We start from the raw sequence: 19474 nt of genomic DNA, 5'->3' as shown, positions 1-19474 counted from the left end.
GGGCGGGAACCACGGACCGTGCACCGGTCGTGTACCTGGGTGACGACGGCGACCGCCAGCGGGGAGACTAGTGCCATGGCCGTGCCTCGAACCCTCCTCGCCGCTCTGCTGTGCTGTAGTGCCGCAGCCGTCCTCGCCGCCTGCACCCCCGCCGACTCCGCGCCCACCGTCGCGGCCGCCTCCGCCGCCGCGGTCGCCGACGGGGCCTACGACGACGAGGACGACCTGCTGGACGACGACCTCGCCGACCCCGAGCCCAGCATGGACACCGCCTCCGTCCCCGCCGCCCCCACCGCCGAGTGCGCCACCCCGACCCCGACCGAACTCCCCGGCCACACCGTCCTCCTGGTCGTCGCGGTGGAGGAGAACGACCTCACCGCCCAACCCGCCCGCTACCTCTGCGACGAGGCCCGCTACGACGCGGCGGGCACCGCGGAGCACTACGGCTTCGCCACGGCGGGAGTCGAGGCCACCCTGGTGGACCGCGCGCACGGGGACCCGGTCAGACCGGTCCGGCTGGACGCGGTGATCAGCCACCTCGACGACTGCCTGGCGGGCCGCGACCCCGGCTCGCCCTACGGGTGCTTCGGGAACGCGTACGACGTGGTGCTGGACTCGCACGGGCGGATCATGCGGATCGGGGAGCTGGCCGTGCCGTAGGCGGTTCACTCGGGTTCACTCGGCGGCTCACGGTCCCGTGGGCGGTTCTCTCGGGGCTCACGGTCCCGTGGGCGCCGCACCGTCGTGCAGGGGGGCTCAGGCCGGGGCGACGAGGCCGAACTCGTAGGCCTGGATGACCAGGTGGACCCGGTCGCGGGCGTCGAGCTTGGTGAACAGCCGGGCCACGTGCGCCTTGGCGGTGGCCACGCTGATGGTGAGCTCCTCGGCGATCTCGGTGTTGGAGAGTCCGCGGCCGACCAGGGTCAGCACCTCGCGCTCGCGCTCGGTGATCCCGTCGACGGCCGTCCGGCCGGTCCGGACCGCGGCGGGCTGCGGGCGGGCGGCGAACTCGCCGATCAGGCGGCGGGTGATGCTCGGGGCGATCAGGGCGTCCCCGGCCGCGACGACCCGGACGCCGTCCAGGATGGTCTCCAGGGCCAGGTCCTTGACCAGGAAGCCGCTCGCGCCGGCGCGCAGCGCGCCGTACACGTAGTCGTCGTCGTCGAAGGTGGTGAGGACCAGGACGTGGGTCGGCAGGTCAGGGGTGGCGGTGATCCGGTGGGTGGCCTCGATGCCGTCCATGCCGGGCATCCGGATGTCCATCACGGCGACGTCGGGGCGCAGCCGGGCGGCGAGTTCGACCGCCTCGGCGCCGTTGCCGGCCTCGCCGACGACCTCCAGGTCCGGGGTGTCGGCGATGAGCACGCGCAGGCCGGTGCGGATGAGCGGCTGGTCGTCGACCAGGAGGACGCGGATCATGGTGAGACCTCCACGGGGAGCGGCAGTCGGGCGGCGACCTGGAAGCCGCCGTCGGGGCGCGGTCCGGCGCTGAACTGGCCGTGCAGCAGGCCGACCCGCTCGCGCATGCCGGCGATGCCGTAGCCGGAGCCCGCGGACGGCCCGGTGGTGCCGGCGCCGAGGTCGACGACGGTGACGGCGAGTTGCTCCGGGCCGTAGTCGACGGTGACGTGGCAGTCCCGGGTGCCCGCGTGCTTGACCACGTTGGTGACCGACTCCTGGACGATGCGGTAGGCGGCGAGGTCCACCTCGGGCGGCAGCGCGCGGGGTTCGCCCCGGCGGGTGAGCGCGACCCGGACTCCGGCGCCGGCCGTCTTCTCGACCAGCCGGTCCAACTCGCCCAGCCCCGGGGCGACCTCCAGCGGCGCGGACTCCGGCTCGCCCTGGCGCAGTGCGCCGAGCATCCGGCGCAGGCCGGCCAGGGTCTCCCGGCTGGTGTCCTCGATGGCGTTCAGCGCGTTGCGGGTCTCGGCGGGCTGGGTGTCCATGACCCGACTGCCCATGCCGGCCTGGATCGCGATGATGCCGATGTTGTGCGCGACCATGTCGTGCAACTCGCGGGCGATCCGCAGCCGTTCGGCGGTGATCGCCTGCTCGGTGGCGCGGCCGCGCAGCGCCTCGGCGTGCGCGCGGTTCTGCCGGACGGTGTTGCCGACCAGCCAGGCGATCGCGGCGGTGGAGGCGATCGCGGCCTGGGCGAACAGGTCGGTGGGGTAGTCGCTCGCCAGGCGCCAGGCCGCCATGGCGGCCACCACGGCGACCGGCATCGCGGCGGCGCACAGCGACACGGCCCGGGAGCGGGTGGCCGCGCAGTAGCCGATCGCCGCCTCGGCGAGCAGCAGCTGCACCGCGGCCGTCTCCTGGATCCGCATGCCGATCGTGAAGACGCACGCCGCGAGCGGGATCGCGACCGCCAGCAGCGGCAGGCGGACCAGCAGCGACGCCATCAGGACGGTGACCACCGCGGTGACCAGCAGCGGCATGTCCTCGACATTGCCGTTGTAGCGGAACAGGTGGGCCAGTTCGTCGTCCCGTTGGAAGCAGCGGACCCCGACGACCGTCACCCAGAACGCCGCCACCCACGCGGCCGGCGGCAGGCGCCTGAGCAGGGGCGGACGAGGGTTGATGATCACCGTCCGATGGTAGCGGCGGCCCGCGGGCCGGTGCATTGGCCCGTGGGCGTAATCCCTGGGGCCGGTCCGGCGGCCACCGGTTGTGGCCCGCGGCCCGATGTCCGGGCGGGGCCCCGGGCGGCACCGTGGTCCCCGTGATCGAGATCGAGCGACTGACCAAGCGGTACGGCGCCACCACGGCCGTCGACCAGTTGACCTTCACCGTCCAGCCGGGCACCGTCACCGGCTTCCTGGGCCCCAACGGCGCCGGGAAGTCCACCACCCTGCGCATGATCCTGGGCCTCAACACCCCCACCGAGGGGACCGTCACCGTGGACGGGGTGCCCTTCGCGAACCGGCCGCGCGGCCTGCGCCACGTCGGCGCCCTCCTGGACGCCCAGGACGTGCACGGCGGGCGCAGCGCCCGGGCCCACCTGTCGGCGCTCGCCCGGGGCAACCGCATCCCGCTCGGGCGGGTGGACGAGGTGCTCGCCGAGGTCGGACTCGGCAAGGCCGCCGGGCGCCGGATCGGCGGCTACTCGCTGGGCATGAAGCAGCGGCTCGGCATCGCCGGTGCGCTGCTGGGCGACCCGCCGGTGCTGCTGTTCGACGAGCCGCTCAACGGGCTCGACCCGGAGGGCGTGCTGTGGGTGCGCGGGCTGTTCCGCCGCCTCGCCGAGGAGGGCCGGACGGTGTTCGTCTCCAGCCACATGATGGCGGAGATGGAGCACACCGCCGACCGGCTGGTGGTGATCGGCCGGGGCCGGCTGATCGCCGACGAGAGCCTGGCGGAGTTCTCCGCCCGCAACGCGGTGACCTCGGTGGCCGTCCGTACGCCCGAACTGGCCGCGCTGGCGCAGGTGTTGCGGGCAGAGGGGGCGAGCGTACGGCGGGCGGAGCCGGAGGTGGGTGTGGTGACCGGCCTGCCCGCCGCCCGGATCGGCGAGCTCGCCCTCCGGCACGGCCTGGTGCTGCACGAGCTCACCACCCGTACCTCGTCCCTGGAGTCGGCGTTCATGTCCCTGACCGCCGACAGCGTCGAATACCTGGCAGGAGAAGCCCGATGAGCGCGACCACCCTCTCCCCCGTCCGGCCCGGCGGCACCCGCCCGGCCGAGCCGAGGCCGCGGTTCGCCGACCTGCTCGCCGCCGAGTGGATCAAACTGCGCTCGCTGCGGTCCACGTACTGGGTGCTGGCCCTCGCCTCGCTGGCCGCGATCGCGATCAACCTGAACGCCGTCCACACCGACCTGACCTACATCGACCACCCGCCCGCACCGATACCCGGCTTCCCCCCGTACCGGTACGACCCGCTCCACCACGGCCTCAACAGCATCTCCGCCGCGCTGATGGCCGTCGCCGCCGGCAGCCTCGGTGCGATCACCGTGTTCGGCGAGTACACCACCGGCATGATCCGCACCACCTTCGCCGCCGTGCCCGACCGCCGGGGCGTGGCCGCGGCCAAGGTGGTGCTGATCGCCGGCCTCACCTCGCTGGCCGGCGCCGTCGTGTCCGCGGCGTCCTTCTTCGGCAGCAACGCCATGCTGGCCTCCCGGCACGTCGGGCTCTCCCTCACCGACGAGGGCTGCCTGGGAGCCGTCCTCGGCTACGCGGCGATCGTGCCCGTCTGCGCGCTGATCGGCATGGCCCTCGGCGCCCTGCTGCGGCACGCCACCGCCTCGATCGTCTCGCTGGTCATGCTGCTGCTCATCGTGCCGATGATGTTCGGCGGCGACCGCTACCGTCTGCTGAAGGAGATCGGCAACCACCTGCCGCTCTCCGCCGAGGTGCGGCTGACCTTCAACCCCAACTCCTCGACGACGATGGGCAAGTACGCGCCGAGCGTGCTGGACTCCTGGGTCACCCTGGGGGCCTGGGCGGCCGTCGCGCTGACGGTGACGGTGGTCCTGATGCGGCGGCGGGACGTGTAGGACCCGTACGGCTCACGGCGTGCGGCTCCTCGAACCGTTCGCCCCCGTCACCGCCGAGCAGGCCCTGGCTCACCTCCACGCCGCCACCACCGCGGCTGACTGCCCCCGGAGCCGCCGTCGCGGCTCCGGGGCCGGATGCGTCAGAGGGCGGGGGCGGCGGCCTTGGTGCGGAAGGCGCCGAGGGTGGTGGCGGGGACGCCGCAGGCGGGGAGGAAGGAGGCGGCGCCGCCGTGGCGGGTGCGGACGCCGTCGAGGAAGACGGCCATGGCTTCGGCCGGGGCCTGCAGGAGCGGGGCGGGGATGCTGAGTTCACGGCCCTGGGAGTCGGTGACGCGGGCCTGGCGGTCGTTGAGGGCGGTGCGGTGGCGCTCGGCGAGGCCGGCGAAGATCTGCGGCAGGGCGTCGGCGGTGCGGGCGTAGTCGGCGACGATCCGTTCGGCGGGCACGTCGAGGAGGTCCAGCAGCAGAGCGGTCAGCAGGCCGGTGCGATCCTTGCCGGCGGCGCAGTGCAGCAGGACGGCGCCCGGGCGGGCGGCGGCCTCGACGGCGGCGGCGACGGCCTCGGGCGCGGACTCGGCCAGCAGCACGTAGTAGTCGCCGAGGTCGGCGGCGGTGGCCATGGTGCGCATGCGCGCGGCGAGGTCGTCGGTGGTGGGGTTGACCGGGGCCGCGACGACGGCTATCCCGGCGGCCTCGGCGGCGGCCCAGTCGGCGGGGTCGGTCTCGCGGGTGTCGCGCAGGTCGACGATGGTGCGGATGTCGCAGGCGCGCAGCTGGGCGACGGTGGCCTCGTCGGCGGCCGGGAAGGGCTGGGCGGAGCGGTACAGCACGCCGGGGCGGATCCGCCGGCCCTCGGGGTCACTGAGGACGGCGGGGTCGCGGAAGTTGACCAGGGACATGCGCGAGGCCTTTCGGTGGAGCCACAGGAGGAGGGGCCGGACATCTAGACGTCTAGATGTCTAGTCTCTCCCCCGGGCGTCGGGCAAACCGCGCCCGCCCGCACCCCTTCATCCCACCCCCGCGCGCGGCTCCCGTCGACCCGGGAAGCGGGCGCGGCGGCACGGCGGCCCGACGGGCGGCGGGCGGCGGGCCGACGGGCGGCGGTCCGGCGACAGGCCCGGGGCTTCGTAGGATCGGGCCTGTGGCGACGAACCCTCCCAAGACCCCGCTCTACCGCCGGCTGGCCCGGCGGCTCCAGGAGCGGATCGACGCCGGCGCGTACCCGGCGGGCACCCGGCTGCCGAGCGAGCCCGAGCTGAGCGCCGAGTTCGGGGTGAACCGGCTGACCGTCCGGCAGGCGGTCGCGGAGCTGGAGCGGGCCGCCGTGGTGGAGATCCGGCGGGGCGTGGGCACGTTCGTCCGCGCGCCGGCCGTCCGCGTCTCGATCGCGGTGGATCCGCGCAGCCAGCGGTTCGACCTGGGCAGCGTGCACGCCGCGCTCCCCGGCACGGCGGACGGCGGGTCCGCGGACGGCGACGTCACGGACGACGAACTCACGGACGACGGGTTCACGGACGGCGAGTTCGTGCTGGGCGCCCCACCGGTGTCCGGGTCGGCGGAGGACGAGGAGGCGGCCCGCCAGCTGGACCGGGCTCCGGCGGAGCTGTCCCGGGTGGACACGGTGATCCGGCTCGGCGGACGGGCCCGGGCGGTGTGCAGCTACTGGGTGCCGTTCGGCCCGCTACCGGGCGCCCTGGTGCGGCCCGGCCGGCCCGGGAACCTGGTGCTGGACCTGGCCCGGGCGGCCGGGGTGGAGCTGGAGTACGACTGGCGGGCGTTCGGCGCGATCGGCGCGGACCTGGCCGACGCCGAACTGCTGGACGTCCCCGCCGGCACCCCGCTGCTGGTGCGCGAGGGGGTCAGCTGCACCCCGGACGGCGCTCCGGCGCTGTACGTCCGGCGGCGGATCGACGGCAGCAGCGCGCGCTTCGTCCTGAACTTCCGCGAGCCACGACCGGAGCGGCGACCGGAGCGGCGATCGGAGCAGCCGCCGGAGCCCCCGCCGGGCCCGCCGTCCGGCCCACGATAGCCCCAGGTCAGACCGCCGGCCCCGGGACGATTCGCGCCGTATGGATCCTGCTAAAGTTCCGCGCCGGATCATCAGGCGTCACGGGGGGCGGAGCACGGCGATGTCCGAGGGAATCGAACACCACATACCCGCCGAACTGGCCGAGGTCTACCTCGGGCTGCTGGCCGACTCCTCCCGCACCGGCAGGCTGCTGCGCCGGGACGAGCTGGAGTGCCTGCGCACGCTGGGCGAGCGCAGCGCCGAGGCCGGGTACGGGCTGCGCGACGTGGTCGCGCACTGCCTGTCGGTCACCCGACGGGCCTGGCAGGTACTGCCGGGCATCACCACGGCGGGCAGCGTCGGGGAGCTGCGCCGGACGGGCGACGCCGTGCTCGCGGCGACCGAGGCCGCGCTGGCCGCGCTCGGCGAGGGGCACGAGCGCGCCCAGCGCATGGCGGTCCATCAGGCGGAGTCCGCCCGGCGGGAGTTCATCGACGACCTGCTGTACGGCCGCAGCGACCTCGGGCTGCTCGCGGAGCGCGCGGAGCGGTTCGGACTGCGGCTGGCGGGCGCGTACGCGGTGGCGGTGGCGGTGGGCGGCACGCCGTTCGCGGACGTCCATCCGCTGGTGCACCGGGTGGAGCGGGAACTGGTCGGGCGGTTCGGCGAGCGGGACGTCCTGCTGGCCAGCAAGGACGGCCGGCTGGTGTGCATCGCCCCGGACTCCGAGCGCGCCGTCCTGGAGGCCTTCACGGACCTGGCGCTGAACCCCGGCCCCGGCTACCGCCCGGTGCTGCGGGTGGCGACCGGGCGCCGGCACTCAGGAGCGAGCGGGGTGCTGCGCAGCTACGAGGAGGCGCTGGGCGCGCTGGACTACGCGGACCGGCTGCACCTGCCGGCGAAGCAGCTGAAGGCCGAGGAACTGCTGGTCTTCCCGGTGCTGATGCGCGACCGGGCGGCGATGGCCGATCTGGTGCGCAGCGTGCTGGGCCCGCTGACCGAGGCGCGGGGCGGCGCGCGTCCGCTGCTGGACACGATCGCGGTGCAGGCGGAGGCCGCGTACGTGAACGCGGAGGCGGCCCGGCGGCTGGGGCTGAGCGTGCGCACGCTCGGCTACCGGCTGGAGCGGATCAAGGCGCTGACCGGCTACGACCCGTCGGACGCGCTGCAACGGTTCACCCTGGAGACGGCGGCGATGGGGGCCCGGCTGCTGAACTGGCCGGAGCAGCCGCTGTAGGCGGTGGCCGAGCGCCCCCGGCCGGTGCGTACCAGGGTGTCAAAGGGCCGTAAAGATTGCCGGATCCTGGCAATGTGCGGACGGCCCCCGCGCTGTCACGATCTCCGTGGCGCCGAAGTGCGGCGCCGTGGGAAAAGCGGGGGAGCGTGGCCGGGATGGGGGGATTCGTCGCGGCCGCGTTGGCTTTTCCGACGGCGCTGTTCAGCTTCGCGCTGGTGGTGGTCGTCGGGTACTGGCTGCTGATGCTGCTCGGTGGCCTCGGGTTCGACGCCCTGCACGGGGGGCACGGCGTCGGCCATGCGGGCCACGTCGGGCACGTGGGGCAGGTGGGCCACCCGGGCCACGTCGGGCACGGCGGCCAGGTCGGTCATGCAGGTGACGTGGGGCACGGTGCCGGGGGGCACGCGGGCCACGGGGGACACGCCACCGGCGACCACGACACCCACCACCACGGGGGCGTGCTGGGCGCGCTGGGGCTGGGCGGGGTGCCCGTGACGGTGGCGGTGTCGCTGCTGGTCGCGATCGCCTGGTTCGTCAGCCTGGCCGGCACCGTCCTCACCTCGGGGGCACCGGCGCGCGGCGGCGTGTTCGCCGTCGCGCTGGTCGCTTCCTGGGCGGGCACCCGGTTGCTGGTCCGCCCGCTGTCCCGGCTGTTCCCCGAGGACCGCCCGGCGACCCGGGGGGACTTCGTCGGCCGCGTCTGCGTGATCCGGACCGGCCGGGTGACGGCCGACTTCGGGCAGGCGGAGGTCACCGCCGAGGACGGCTCCACCGCGACCGTCCAGGTCCGCACGCTCACCGACGAGCCCGGGCTGGCGGCCGGCCGCACCGCCCTGATCTTCGACTACGACGCCGACGGCGAGCACTTCCTGGTGGCGCCGTTCGACCCGGCGGCGTTACCTGGCACCTGACGCCCCCACACCTGACGTCCCTGGACACCCCCGCGTCCGCTGACGCCCGACGTCCCGACGTCCCCCGGCCGCCGCGTCCCCGGGCACCTGGCGCCACCGGACACCTGGCGCCCCCGGGCGTCGACCCCTTCCGCTCACCTTCGCACCGTCTCGTCAAAGGACTCCGTGATGGACACCATCGCCGTGGGTTTCGGCGTGCTCGTCGCCGTCGTGCTGCTCATCGTGCTCGCCATGCTGCTGTTCGTGGGCCGCCTGTTCCAGAAGGTCGAGCAGGGCAAGGCGCTGATCGTCTCCCGCACCAAGAAGGTGGACGTCACCTTCACCGGCACGATCGTCCTCCCGGTGCTGCACAAGGCCGAGTTGATGGACATCTCGGTGAAGACGGTGGAGATCCACCGCGCCGGCCGGGACGGGCTGATCTGCCGGGACAACATCCGGGCGGACATCCGGATCTCCTTCTTCGTGCGGGTGAACAAGACCGTCGAGGACGTCATCAAGGTCGCGCAGGCCATCGGCACCGCCCGGGCCAGCGACCCGTCCGCGATCCAGGACTTCTTCGCGGCCAAGTTCGCCGAGGCGCTGAAGACCGTCGGCAAGCAGCTCGACTTCACCGACCTCTACACGCACCGGCACGAGTTCCGGGACCAGATCATCGCGGTGATCGGCACCGACCTCAACGGCTACACCCTTGAGGACGCGGCCATCGACCACCTCGAACAGACCCCGATGAACCAGCTGGACTCCGACAACATCCTGGACGCCCAGGGCATCCGCAAGATCACCGAGCTGACCGCGATCGAGCACGTGCGCACCAACGAGTACCAGCGCACCGAGGAGAAGGAGATCACCCGGCAGAACGTGGACGCCCGGGAGACCGTCCTGGAGCTCCAACGCCGCCAGGCCGACGCCGAGATCCGCCAGCGCCGCGAGATCGAGACCCTGCGGGCCAAGGAGGACGCGGTGATCGCCCGGGTGCAGGAGGAGGAGCGGCTGAACGCCCAGACCGCCTTCCTGCGCACCGAGGAACTGCTCGGCGTGCAGCGGGAGAACCAGGCCCGCGAGGTCGCGGTGGCGCAGAAGAACCGCGAGCGGGTGATCGCGGTGGAGAACGAGCGGATCGAGAAGGACCGCCTGCTGGAGGTGATCGGGCGCGACCGGGAGACCGAACTCGCCTCGATGGCCAAGCAGAAGGAGGTCGAGTCCCGCCGGCGGGAGGTCGCCGACGTGGTCCGCGAACGGGTCGCGGTGGAGCGGACCGTCGCCGAGCAGGAGGAGGCCGTCAAGACGCTGCGCGCCACCGAGGACGCCGAGCGCACCCGGCGCGCGGTGATCATCCAGGCCGAGGCGGAGGCGCAGGAGAAGCTCGTCAAGGACATCAAGGCCGCCGAGGCCGCCGAGACGGCCGCCTCGCACAAGGCCCGCGAGTCGCTGGTGCTGGCCGAGGCCCGGCAGCAGGCCGCCGAGCTCGACGCGGCTGCCAAGATCCGGATGGCCGAGGGCATCCGGGCGGAGGCCGCCGCCGAGGGGCTGGCCCAGGTGCAGGTGCGCGAGCAGGAGGCCGCGGCGGTGGAGAAGGTCGGCCGCGCCGAGGCCGCCGTCCAGGCCGAGAAGGCGAAGGCCGCCGCGCTGGAGGTCGGCGCCAGACTGAAGGCGGAGGCCGAGGGCCTCACCGAGAAGGCCGCGGCGATGGCGAAGCTGGACGAGGCCTCGCGCGGGCACGAGGAGTACCGGCTGCGGCTGGCCGCCGAGAAGGACGTCCGGCTGGCCGGGCTGGACACCCAGCGGCAGATCGCCGAGGCGCAGGCCGCGCTGGTCGCGGCGGGGCTGGAGAAGGCGAAGATCGACATCGTCGGCGGCGACGGGGTGTTCTTCGACCGCCTGGTGCAGTCGGTGACGGCGGCCAAGAGCGTGGACGCCTTCGTCGGCCACTCGCAGACCGCCCAGGCCCTGGCCGGCCCCTGGCTGGACGGCAGCGCCAGCTTCACCGAGGACCTGACCAAGGTGCTGTCCTCGGTGTCCACGGCGGACGTGCAGAACCTGACGGTGTCCGCGCTGCTGATGCGGATGATCGGCTCCGGGGGCGGCGAGCAGGCCGGCCAGCTGCGTCAACTGCTCGCCTCGGCCAAGAAGTTGGGCATCGCCGAGACGCCGATCGGGGCGCTGGCCTCGGCCAACGGCTCCAGGTGACCGGCCGGGTGCCCGGGCTTCCGACGGCCCGGGCACCCGATCGTCTGCCCGAGTACCCGGTCACCTGCCTGAGCACCCGATCGCCCGCCTGAGTACCCGATCGCCCGATCACCCCGAGGAACTGACGTGGTGGACGCCCTCGACGCCCGGCTCGACGCCGGCACCTACGAGGTCCTGCGCGACCGGCTCGCCCGGTCCGCCGCCGAACTCGCCGAACGCGCGCGGGCGTTGAACGCCCGACGGGTCGAGGAGTTCGGCGCCGGGGAGCTGCGGCTCACCGGCACCGGCCGGCTCACCACCGACCGGGCCTGCCTCCCGCAGGACCTCACCGCCGCCGGCGGACTGTTGCTGCTCGGCGTCCGCCCCGGCACCGCCCCCGAGGCCGCCGATGCGGCGTCGTCGTCCGGCGCCTTCTCCGACGGGGGCGCCGGGCTGCTCGGGGACGTCCTCGGCGTCCACCACCCCGACCTCTCCCCCGCCCCCGCCGAGGGCAGCCTGCTGGACGACCCGCGCCTGCGCCAGGACCTCACCGACCTGCACCGCTACTTCCGGGACGCCCGGCTGGAGCGGCTACGCCCCGTCGGCGGCCGCCTGCTCGCCGTCTTCCGCACCGGCCCGGCCGCCGCCGACGTCCGGGTGCTGCGCTGGCGCCTCTCCGACGACGAACACGCCGAACAGCCCGCCTACCAGGACGGGCGCGGCGAACGCGACCACACCCCCGCCGACGGCCAGCAGCTCGCCTGGACCGCCCTCACCCGGGACGACCAGCTGCCCGCCGCCCCCGGCAGCCCGCCGCGCGCCGACCTCGGGGGCGAACTCCGGCTCGGCGTCGACGGCGGCCGGTTGACCATCGCCGCCGCCGACGGCCGGGAGCTGCACCACGAGCCGCTCGCCGAGGCCCTGCAGACCCTCGCCGACGCGCAGATCGCCCACACCCGGCTCGGCACCCTGCTGCTGGTGCGCGTGCGGCCGTACCAGGAGGAGACCGTCCGGCACCTGGTCTGCCACCTGCCCACCGGCCGGATCACCCGGATCGACGCGCTCGGCCAGGCCTGCCTGCGGCTGCCCGCCGACCAGGGCGTGGCCTTCCCCGGCGGCTGCCACCTCGCCGACGGCACCGTACGCACCTTCGACCAGCCGGTGGACGGCCTGGCCTACGAGCGCACCCTCGTCTCGCCCAACGGCGAGGACGTGCTCTACGAGTTCCGCTCCCCCGCCGACGGCCGCACCCTGCTCCAGCCGTACAACAGCGTGCGCCAGGAGGCCGCCGCGCCGCTGCCCTGCCAGGGCTACGCGCTGCTCGCCGACGGCACCCTCGTCGCCCTCCGCCCGACCGAGGACGGGCCCACCCGACTGCACCCCGTCCAGCTGTGGCAGACCCCGTTCACCAGCGAGCGGTACGCCGCCGCGCAGCCGCCCGGCACCGGCCCGCTCGCCCGGATCGGCAACGCCGACCTGGTCCGCGGCCTCGCCGACTGCCTCGCCCTGGCCCGACTGGCCGCCGCCGGCGCCGACACCCCGGCCGGCCACCAGGCCGTCCTCGCCGCCTGCACCCGCACCACCGACCGGCGCCACTGGCTCGGCCAGCCCGGCCTCGGAGACCTCGCCGCGCCGCTCGCCGAGATCCGCGACACCGCCCGGCAGGTCATCGCCGAGTACGAGGCCGTCGCCGAACTCACCGCGCACGCCGCCCGGCAGACCGAACAGACCGCCGACCACGTCGAGGGCCTGCTGCGCACCGCCCGCGGCGAGACCCTCGCCGACGCCGCCGAGTGGGTCGACCGGCTCGCCGGACTGCGCCGCGCCCAGGGCCGGGTCGAGGCACTGCGCGACCTGCCGCGCGCCGACCCCGCCCGGATCGACGCGCTCGCCGCCCACCTCGCCGAAGGCCTGGCCGAGGCCGCCGTCCGCGCCGTCGGCCAGCTCGCCGAACCCGAGGCCTTCGCCCCGCACCGGCGGCGCGCCGGCGAACTCGCCGACCGCTGCGCCGCCCTCGCCACCGCTGCCGAGGCCGACCCGCTGGGCGCCGAACTCACCGCGCAGAGCGAGGCGTTGCAGACCGTCTCGGAACTGGTCGGCACCCTCGACCTGGCCGACGCCACCACCCGCACCGCCATCCTGGACCGGCTCGCCGACGTCCTCGGGCTGCTCAACCGCGCCCGCGCCGCCCTCACCGTCCGCCGCCGCGAACTGCGCACCCGCGAGACCGCCGCCGAGTTCGCCGCCGAGACCGCCCTGCTCGCCCAGGCCACCACCGCCGCACTCGCCGCCGCCGACACCCCCGAGGCCTGCGCCGACCAGCTCGGCCGACTCCTGCTGCGCATCGAGCAGTTGGACACCCGCTTCGCCGACGCCGACCCGGCGCTGGGCGAGCAACTCACCGACCGGCGCGCCGAGATCCACGACGCCCTCACCGCCCGCCGCCAGCAGCTGCTCGACGAACGGGCCCGCCGCGCCGACCGGATCGCCTCCTCCGCCGAACGCATCCTCGACACCCTGCACCGGCGGCTGACCGCCCTCGACACCGCGGCCGAGATCGACGCCGCCCTCGCCGCCGACCCGACCGCCGTCAAACTGCGCGATCTCGCCGCCCAGTTGACCGCGCTCGGCGACCGGGTCAGGGCCGAGGAGCTGACCGGACGGCTGCGCGCCGCCCGCGGCCGCGCCCACCGGTCCCTGCGCGACCGCGCCGAACTCGCCGGCGACGGCCCCGGCACCCTGCGACTGGGCCGCCACCTGTTCGCCGTCACCACCCAGCGGCCCGAACTCACCCTCGTCCCCTGGCGCGGCCGCCCCGCTTTCACCCTCACCGGCACCGACTACCGCTCCCCCGTCACCGACCCGGCGTTCGCCGCCACCGAGCGCTACTGGGACCGGCCGCTGCCCTCGGAGACCCCCGCGCTCTACCGGGCCGAGTACCTCGCCGCAGGCCTGCTGCTGGCCGCCGAACCGGACGGGCTGGACGCCCTGCGCGCCGAGGGCGACCTGCTGGAGTTCGTCCGTCGCGCCGCCGAGCAGCGCCCGGACGAGGGCTACCAGCGCGGCGTGCACGACCACGACGCGGCGCTGCTGCTCCGCGCCCTGCTCGAACTCCACGCCGGAGCGGGACTGTTGCGCCACCCGGCGGCCGCCCGGGCGGCCGCGCAGCTGTACTGGGCGTACGGCGCCGACGAGCGGCAGCGACTGGCCTGGCGGACCCGGGCCCGCTCGCTGGCCCTCGCCCGGCAGGCGTTCGGCGCGGCCCCGGCGCCGGCCGTCCTGATCGCCCTCGACGCCTTCGCCGGCGAACTCGGCGCGGCCGTCTCGGCGTTCGCCGCCGGGGCCGGGGCGGACGGGTCCGCCGGGCTCAGCGCGTCCGCCGGGCTCAGCGCGTCCGCGGGGCTCGGCGCGTCCGCGGGGCTCGGCGCGTCCGCGGGGCCGTACCTGGTGGCCGAACTCGCTGCCGCCGAGCCGGCGTTCGCGCTCTCCCCGGGGGCGTCCGCGCTGCTCGACAAGTTCCACGCCGCACCCGAGTCGGCCGGGCTCACCGACGCCCTCGCCGCGCTGCCCGCCGAGCCCGCGCTGCTGCCCGCACGACGCCAACTCGCGCGCGCCTGGCTGGAGTCCAGCGCCGACGCCGCCGACCCGGCCGACCTCGCCGAGGCCGCCGCCGTGCTGCTCTGCCCGTCCCTGCCGCGCCGACCCGCCGAGGGCGCCGCCGCCACCCGCCTCACCGGACTGCTCGGCGACCACCCCCGGCTCACCGGCGGCGCACTCGACCTGCGGCTCGACGAACTCCTGGACCGCACGGCGGAGTTCGCCGCCACCGAAGTCCCCGGATACCGGGCCTACCAGCGGCTGCGCGCCGACCTGCTGGCCGCCGAGCACACCCGGCTACGGCTCGACCAGTACCGCCCGGCCCCGCTCAACGGCTTCGTCCGCAACCGGCTCATCGACCAGGTCTACCTGCCGCTGGTCGGCGACAACCTCGCCAAGCAGCTCGGCACCGTCGACACCGGCGGACCGGTCGACCGCAGCGGCCTGCTGCTCCTGGTCTCCCCGCCCGGGTACGGCAAGACCACCCTGGTCGAGTACCTCGCCGAACGGCTCGGCCTGCTGCTGGTCACCGTCAGCGGCCCCGCACTCGGCCACCGGGTCACCTCCCTCGACCCCGCCGAGGCCCCCGACGCCACCGCCCGCCGCGAGGTCGAGAAGCTCAACTTCGCCCTGCACGCGGGCAACAACGTGCTGCTCTACCTCGACGACGTCCAGCACACCTCGCCCGAGTTCCTGCAGCGCTTCATCCCGCTCTGCGACGCCCAGCGCCGGATCGACGGGGTGTGGGACGGCGAGGCCCGCGAATGGGACCTGCGCGGCAAGCGCTTCGCCGTCGTCATGGCCGCCAACCCGTACACCGAGTCCGGCCGCCTCTTCCGGCTGCCCGACATGCTCGCCAACCGCGCCGACGTCTGGAACCTCGGCGACGTCATCGCCGGGCGCGACGACCTCTTCGCGCTCAGCTTCGTCGAGAACGCCCTGCCCGCCAACCCGCACCTGGCCCCGCTCGCCACCGCCGACCGCGCCGACCTGGACACCCTGCTGGCCCGCGCCGCCGGCTCCCCGAGCGGCCCCCTCGCGGGCGCGTGGCCCGCCGCCGAGGTCGAGCGGATGACCGCCGTCCTCGCCGGGCTGCTCCACCTGCGCACCACCGTCCTCGCCGTCAACCGCGCCTATCTGGCCTCCGCCGCCCAGGACGACCGCACCCGCACCGAGCCCCCGTTCCTCCTCCAGGGCTCCTACCGCAACATGTCCAAACTCGCCCAGCGCCTCGACCCCGCCCTCACCCGCCCCGAACTCGACGCGCTCCTCACCGACCACTACCGCGCCGAGGCCCAACCCCTCGGCGCCGACGCCGAGGCCCAACTCCTCAAGCTCGCCGCCCTGCGGGACACCCTCACCCCGGACCAGGCGGCCCGCTGGGCCGAGCTGCGGCGCGCCTGGCGGAGTTGAAACCGGCGGCGGCCACCCGGGAGTGGTTGCTCAGGTGAGGGTGCGGCGCGAGCGCTGCGAGCGACCGGAACACGTCTGCGGGTGTGAATCCGGCCGGGTGCGGTCCGGCCACGATTACCAAGCACCAAGCGGTTCGGCGTTGTTGTTCACGGCCGGTTCGACGCCGAGCGGGCAGCAAGGTTGCGGCGCACAGCAGCCTCGGCACGTCGGCCGACCTCCGCTCACCAGGAGGAGCGAGGCATCTGATCAGCTCATCGTGCGACCGCACAAGACCTCCCGGCGGGGCAAGCCCCGGGCCGCATGCGTGGCGTGCGAGTCCGAGCACCACGTCCGGGGCTAGCTTTGGGCACATGGGCGCTCAAGAACTCGATCTCGCCGGGCTGCGCCGCGTCTACGGGCGCACCGGGAGCCGGTTGTTCTACACCCGGGTGGCCAGGAACGCCCGGCACTGGGGCTGGACGGAGCCGGGGCAGTCGAAGTGGCGGCTGTGGCGGGCGCAGCGGCAGCTGCAGGACGTGCTGGGGCGCAAACTGGCGCTGCCGGCGGGCGCCCGGGTGCTGGACGCCGGGTGCGGGGCGGGGGTGGTGGCGCGGGCGATGGCGGACCGGTTCGGTCTGCTGGTGACCGGGGTCGACGTGCTGGACTTCCACCTCGCCGAGGCCCGCCGGCTCAGTGCCCGGGCGGCACTGGCGGATCGGACCGTCTTCTCCTGGGGCGACTACCACCGACTCCCCTTCGAAGAGGGATCGTTCGACGGCGCGTACTCGATGGAGACGCTCGTCCACTCCTACGATCCGCCGCGCGCGCTGGCCGAGTTCCACCGGGTGCTGCGCCCGGGCGGACGGCTGGTGCTGCTCGGCCCGATGAGCACCGCGCCACTGGACGAACTCGCCCCGCAGGCACGGGCGGTACTGGAACCGTACCTGGACGCGATGGTGTTCCCCGGTGCGAAGGTCTACCACGCGCGCAACCTGCCGCAGCTGCTCGCCGAGGCCGGGTTCGAGGTCGAGGAGGCGCTGGACGCGACGGCGTACTACACGCCCACCTCGGAGGCGGTGCACGCGTACTTCCGGCTGCCGTGGGCGGTGCTGCGGCGGTTCGGCGATCCGGCGCGGTGGCTCAACCTCCGCTCCACCGTGGAGATGTACGCCGTCCGCGAGTACGTCGCCTGGTACGTCCACACGGCCGTGAAGCCGGGCAGGTAGCACCGGCACCCGGACCCGAACCGGAGAGGTGCCCCGGGGAACGGTCGATCGGGCTGTTCCGGCGCCGGGTGCGGCAGTTCTACCCGGACGCGGACGGTACTCGCCGAGGCCGAGGCGGCGGGCGGTTCGGCGGTAGGCGTTTCAGCAGTGGGCGGCGCCGGCGGGCGGCGGCGGGCAGGGGGCGGTCAGGTGCCGCCCGGCGCGGCCAGCGTCTCCCACACCGGATCGGGCAGCCCGGGGACCGTCCGCCCCGCGGCCTGCCATATCCGGGCCAACTCGGCATAGATCGGCGCCTCCGGGTCGAGGTGCAGATAGCTTTCCGCACCTTGGAGGATCGTTTCTTCGACCGACCGCCGCCGCGGAGCCGGCATCACCCCAGGACTACTACTCACGCCCGCCCAACGGACCCCGTCCGGACCCGGACACGGCCGCGTCAACCCCACAGCCCGCACATCAACCCCGCGCGGGCTCATCCTGCTCCGGAGAAATTATGCAGACCGGTCTACATGTTCCTGCTGGACATCACCTCGCACAGATCAACTACTTCGCCAGCAGAATCACCTGTCCGACTTCCTGCGCACGGGAACGAATCAGTAGACCGGTCGACATATTTCCCCCGGGCCCACACCCGCCCACACCCGCCCACCGCCGCCTACCGCCGCCCGCGGGCTGCGGCCAGCAGCTCCGGGACGGTGGCGAGCTTCACCCGGGGCCGTCCCTCGGCCTCGCCGCGGGTGCGCTCGGCCCGCTCCACGGCGCGCAGTTCCTTCAGGCCGACGGCGTCCGGGCGGCGGTGGCGGACGAGGCGGTCGAAGTCCTTGCGGCTCGCCGTCGGCGCGACCAGGGCCCGGGCGGTCGCGTCGTCGAGGAGCGCGTCCACGGTCTCGCGGGCGCAGGCCCGGTTGGCACCGATGCCGCCGGACGGTCCGCGCTTGGCCCACCCCACCACGTACGTCCCCGGCAGCGGCCGCCCCGTCCCCGGGTCGACGACCCGCCCGCCGTGGTGCGCGACCGTCGCGGTCCGCTCGTCGAAGGGCAGTCCCGGCACCGGCACACCCCGGTGCCCGATCGAGCGCACCACCAGCCCGGCCCGCAGCACGTCCGTCTGCCCGGTCGGCTCGGCCCGGTCGCCGGTCGGGTCGCCGGCCCGGTCGCCACCCTGGTCACCCGCCCGGCCGCCCGCCCGGCCGCCGACCAGGGTGGTCCGGGCGACGGTCAGGCCGGTCACCTGTCCGTCCCCGGTGAGCGCGGTCGGCGCGGACAGGAAGCGCAGCACGATCCGCCGGCCCGGCGCCGGCTCGGCACCCCCGTCGAACGGCACCAGCGGCAGCCCGGCGAGCAGTGCGGCCCGCGAGTCCGGCGCGGCCGTCTCGATCGCGGCCCGGACCTCCGGGTGGTCCTCGACCACCACGTCGACGCCCGGCAGTTGCCGCAGCGCCAGGAACTCCGCCGTGGTCCAGGCCGCCTGGGCGGGCCCGCGCCGGGCGAGCAGCACCACCTCCCGGACCCGGCTGCGGCGCAGCGCGGCGAGGGCGTGGTCGGCGATGTCGGTGGCGGCGAGCCGGTCGGGGTCGGTGAGCAGGATGCGCGCGATGTCGACGGCGACGTTGCCGTTGCCGACCACCACCACCCGTTCGGCGCCGGGCCCGGACAGGTCCACCGTGTCGGCGGGCACGGTCGGTTCGGCGTTGTACCAGCCGACGAAGGCGGTGGCGGGCAGGCTGCCCGGCAGGTCCTCGCCGGGGATGCCGAGCCGCCGGTCGGCGGCCGCGCCGACGGCGTACACGACGGCGTGGTGGTGGGCGGCGAGTTCCTCGTGCGTGACGTCGGCGCCGATGTCCACGTTGAGGTGCATCCGCAGCCGGGGGTCGTGGAAGACGCTCGCGAAGCTGTCGGCGATGCGCTTGGTGGACTGGTGGTCGGGCGCGACGCCGTGGCGCAGCAGGCCGCCGGTGACGGGCAGTCGGTCGATTATGGTGATCTCGGCGCCGGTGCTGCGCAGCAGTTCCTGCGCGGTGTACCCGGCGGCAGGGCCGGTGCCGACGATGGCGACGCGCAGCACGCCGAGCCCGTCGGGCAGGCTGCGCGGGAAGCTGGGCGCGCCCCAGGCGTGGTCACTGGGGTGGTCGCGGTACCAGTCGCGGTTGAGGTCGCCGAACGCGGTGTCGGGCCCACGCAGCCGGTCGACGGGGAAGACCGCGTCCACCGGGCAGGCGTCCGCGCAGGCGCCGCAGTCGATGCAGGCCACCGGGTCGATGTACAGCATGTCGGTGGTGCCGAACTCCGGTTCGTCCGGGGTCGGGTGAATGCAGTTGACCGGGCAGACGGACACGCACGAGGCGTCGTTGCAGCAGGTCCGGGTGATCGCGTAGGCCATGGCCGGGGTGGGGTCCTCGCTGGAGGTGAAGACGTGTGGGGGGGATTCGGAGCGGCAACT

The 19474-nt window shown here is 74.8% G+C and carries 14 protein-coding genes; 9 read left to right on the top strand and 5 right to left on the bottom strand.

Translation table 11 applies throughout. From position 1 onward, the window contains the following. The first annotated feature begins 75 nt into the window (after positions 1–75). A complete protein-coding gene (locus P3T27_RS13550) occupies positions 76–660 on the top strand; it encodes a hypothetical protein (protein ID WP_280677900.1) in 585 nt (194 codons plus the stop codon). Positions 661–756: 96 nt separating this feature from the next. Here the strand turns inward: P3T27_RS13550 and P3T27_RS13545 are convergent, their stop codons facing one another. Together P3T27_RS13545 and P3T27_RS13540 are read right to left on the bottom strand one after the other, a co-directional pair. Next, positions 757–1419 carry a response regulator transcription factor gene (locus P3T27_RS13545; RefSeq protein ID WP_280677898.1) on the bottom strand — a complete coding sequence of 221 codons (663 nt, stop codon included), beginning with the start codon at positions 1417–1419 and terminating at the stop codon, positions 757–759. Next, positions 1416–2591, bottom strand: a complete 1176-nt coding sequence (locus P3T27_RS13540) for a histidine kinase (protein WP_280677896.1) — start codon at positions 2589–2591, stop codon at positions 1416–1418. The genes P3T27_RS13545 and P3T27_RS13540 overlap by 4 nt, the downstream gene beginning before the upstream one ends. Before the next feature lie 134 nt (positions 2592–2725). On the opposite strand from P3T27_RS13540, the gene P3T27_RS13535 reads away from it, so the two are divergent. Together P3T27_RS13535 and P3T27_RS13530 are read left to right on the top strand one after the other, a co-directional pair. After that, on the top strand, positions 2726–3637 hold the full coding sequence (locus tag P3T27_RS13535) for an ATP-binding cassette domain-containing protein (RefSeq protein WP_280677894.1): 912 nt from the start codon (positions 2726–2728) through the stop codon (positions 3635–3637). Further along, on the top strand, positions 3634–4500 hold the full coding sequence (locus P3T27_RS13530) for an ABC transporter permease (RefSeq protein WP_280677892.1): 867 nt from the start codon (positions 3634–3636) through the stop codon (positions 4498–4500). Before P3T27_RS13535 ends, P3T27_RS13530 begins: the two co-directional genes overlap by 4 nt. Before the next feature lie 140 nt (positions 4501–4640). Here P3T27_RS13530 and P3T27_RS13525 read toward each other — a convergent pair whose 3' ends face one another. Then, positions 4641–5399, bottom strand: a complete 759-nt coding sequence (locus P3T27_RS13525; protein ID WP_280677890.1) for a tyrosine-protein phosphatase — start codon at positions 5397–5399, stop codon at positions 4641–4643. Positions 5400–5641: 242 nt separating this feature from the next. On the opposite strand from P3T27_RS13525, the gene P3T27_RS13520 reads away from it, so the two are divergent. The 6 genes from P3T27_RS13520 to P3T27_RS13495 all read left to right on the top strand — a co-directional run bounded on the left by P3T27_RS13520 (position 5642) and on the right by P3T27_RS13495 (position 17037). Then, positions 5642–6529, top strand: coding sequence for a GntR family transcriptional regulator (locus P3T27_RS13520; protein WP_280677888.1), 888 nt, complete (start codon positions 5642–5644; stop codon positions 6527–6529). A gap of 100 nt (positions 6530–6629) precedes the next feature. Beyond that, positions 6630–7745 (top strand): helix-turn-helix domain-containing protein, encoded by a 1116-nt coding sequence (locus tag P3T27_RS13515; protein WP_280677886.1) that lies wholly within the window; start codon positions 6630–6632, stop codon positions 7743–7745. Between the two features lie 155 nt (positions 7746–7900). Further along, complete coding sequence (locus P3T27_RS13510; protein ID WP_280677884.1) at positions 7901–8656, top strand: hypothetical protein; 756 nt, start codon at positions 7901–7903, stop codon at positions 8654–8656. Between the two features lie 168 nt (positions 8657–8824). Then, the gene (locus P3T27_RS13505; protein ID WP_280677882.1) at positions 8825–10843 is read left to right on the top strand and encodes a flotillin family protein; all 2019 of its coding nucleotides are present in this window, start codon (positions 8825–8827) and stop codon (positions 10841–10843) included. Positions 10844–10969: 126 nt separating this feature from the next. After that, a complete protein-coding gene (locus P3T27_RS13500) occupies positions 10970–15832 on the top strand; it encodes a DNA repair ATPase (RefSeq protein ID WP_280677880.1) in 4863 nt (1620 codons plus the stop codon). Positions 15833–16182: 350 nt separating this feature from the next. Then, the gene (locus P3T27_RS13495) at positions 16183–17037 is read left to right on the top strand and encodes a methyltransferase domain-containing protein (protein ID WP_280677878.1); all 855 of its coding nucleotides are present in this window, start codon (positions 16183–16185) and stop codon (positions 17035–17037) included. 185 nt (positions 17038–17222) lie between these two features. Here P3T27_RS13495 and P3T27_RS13490 read toward each other — a convergent pair whose 3' ends face one another. Continuing rightward, positions 17223–17408 carry a hypothetical protein gene (locus tag P3T27_RS13490; RefSeq protein ID WP_280677876.1) on the bottom strand — a complete coding sequence of 62 codons (186 nt, stop codon included), beginning with the start codon at positions 17406–17408 and terminating at the stop codon, positions 17223–17225. Positions 17409–17689: 281 nt separating this feature from the next. Further along, positions 17690–19414 carry an FAD-dependent oxidoreductase gene (locus P3T27_RS13485; RefSeq protein ID WP_280677874.1) on the bottom strand — a complete coding sequence of 575 codons (1725 nt, stop codon included), beginning with the start codon at positions 19412–19414 and terminating at the stop codon, positions 17690–17692. Positions 19415–19474: the final 60 nt, after the last annotated feature.

The organism is Kitasatospora sp. MAA19 (assembly GCF_029894125.1).
Lineage (GTDB): Bacteria > Actinomycetota > Actinomycetes > Streptomycetales > Streptomycetaceae > Kitasatospora.
Note: the sequence above shows the minus strand (reverse complement) of the source record. Positions and strands in the feature narration are given on the sequence as shown.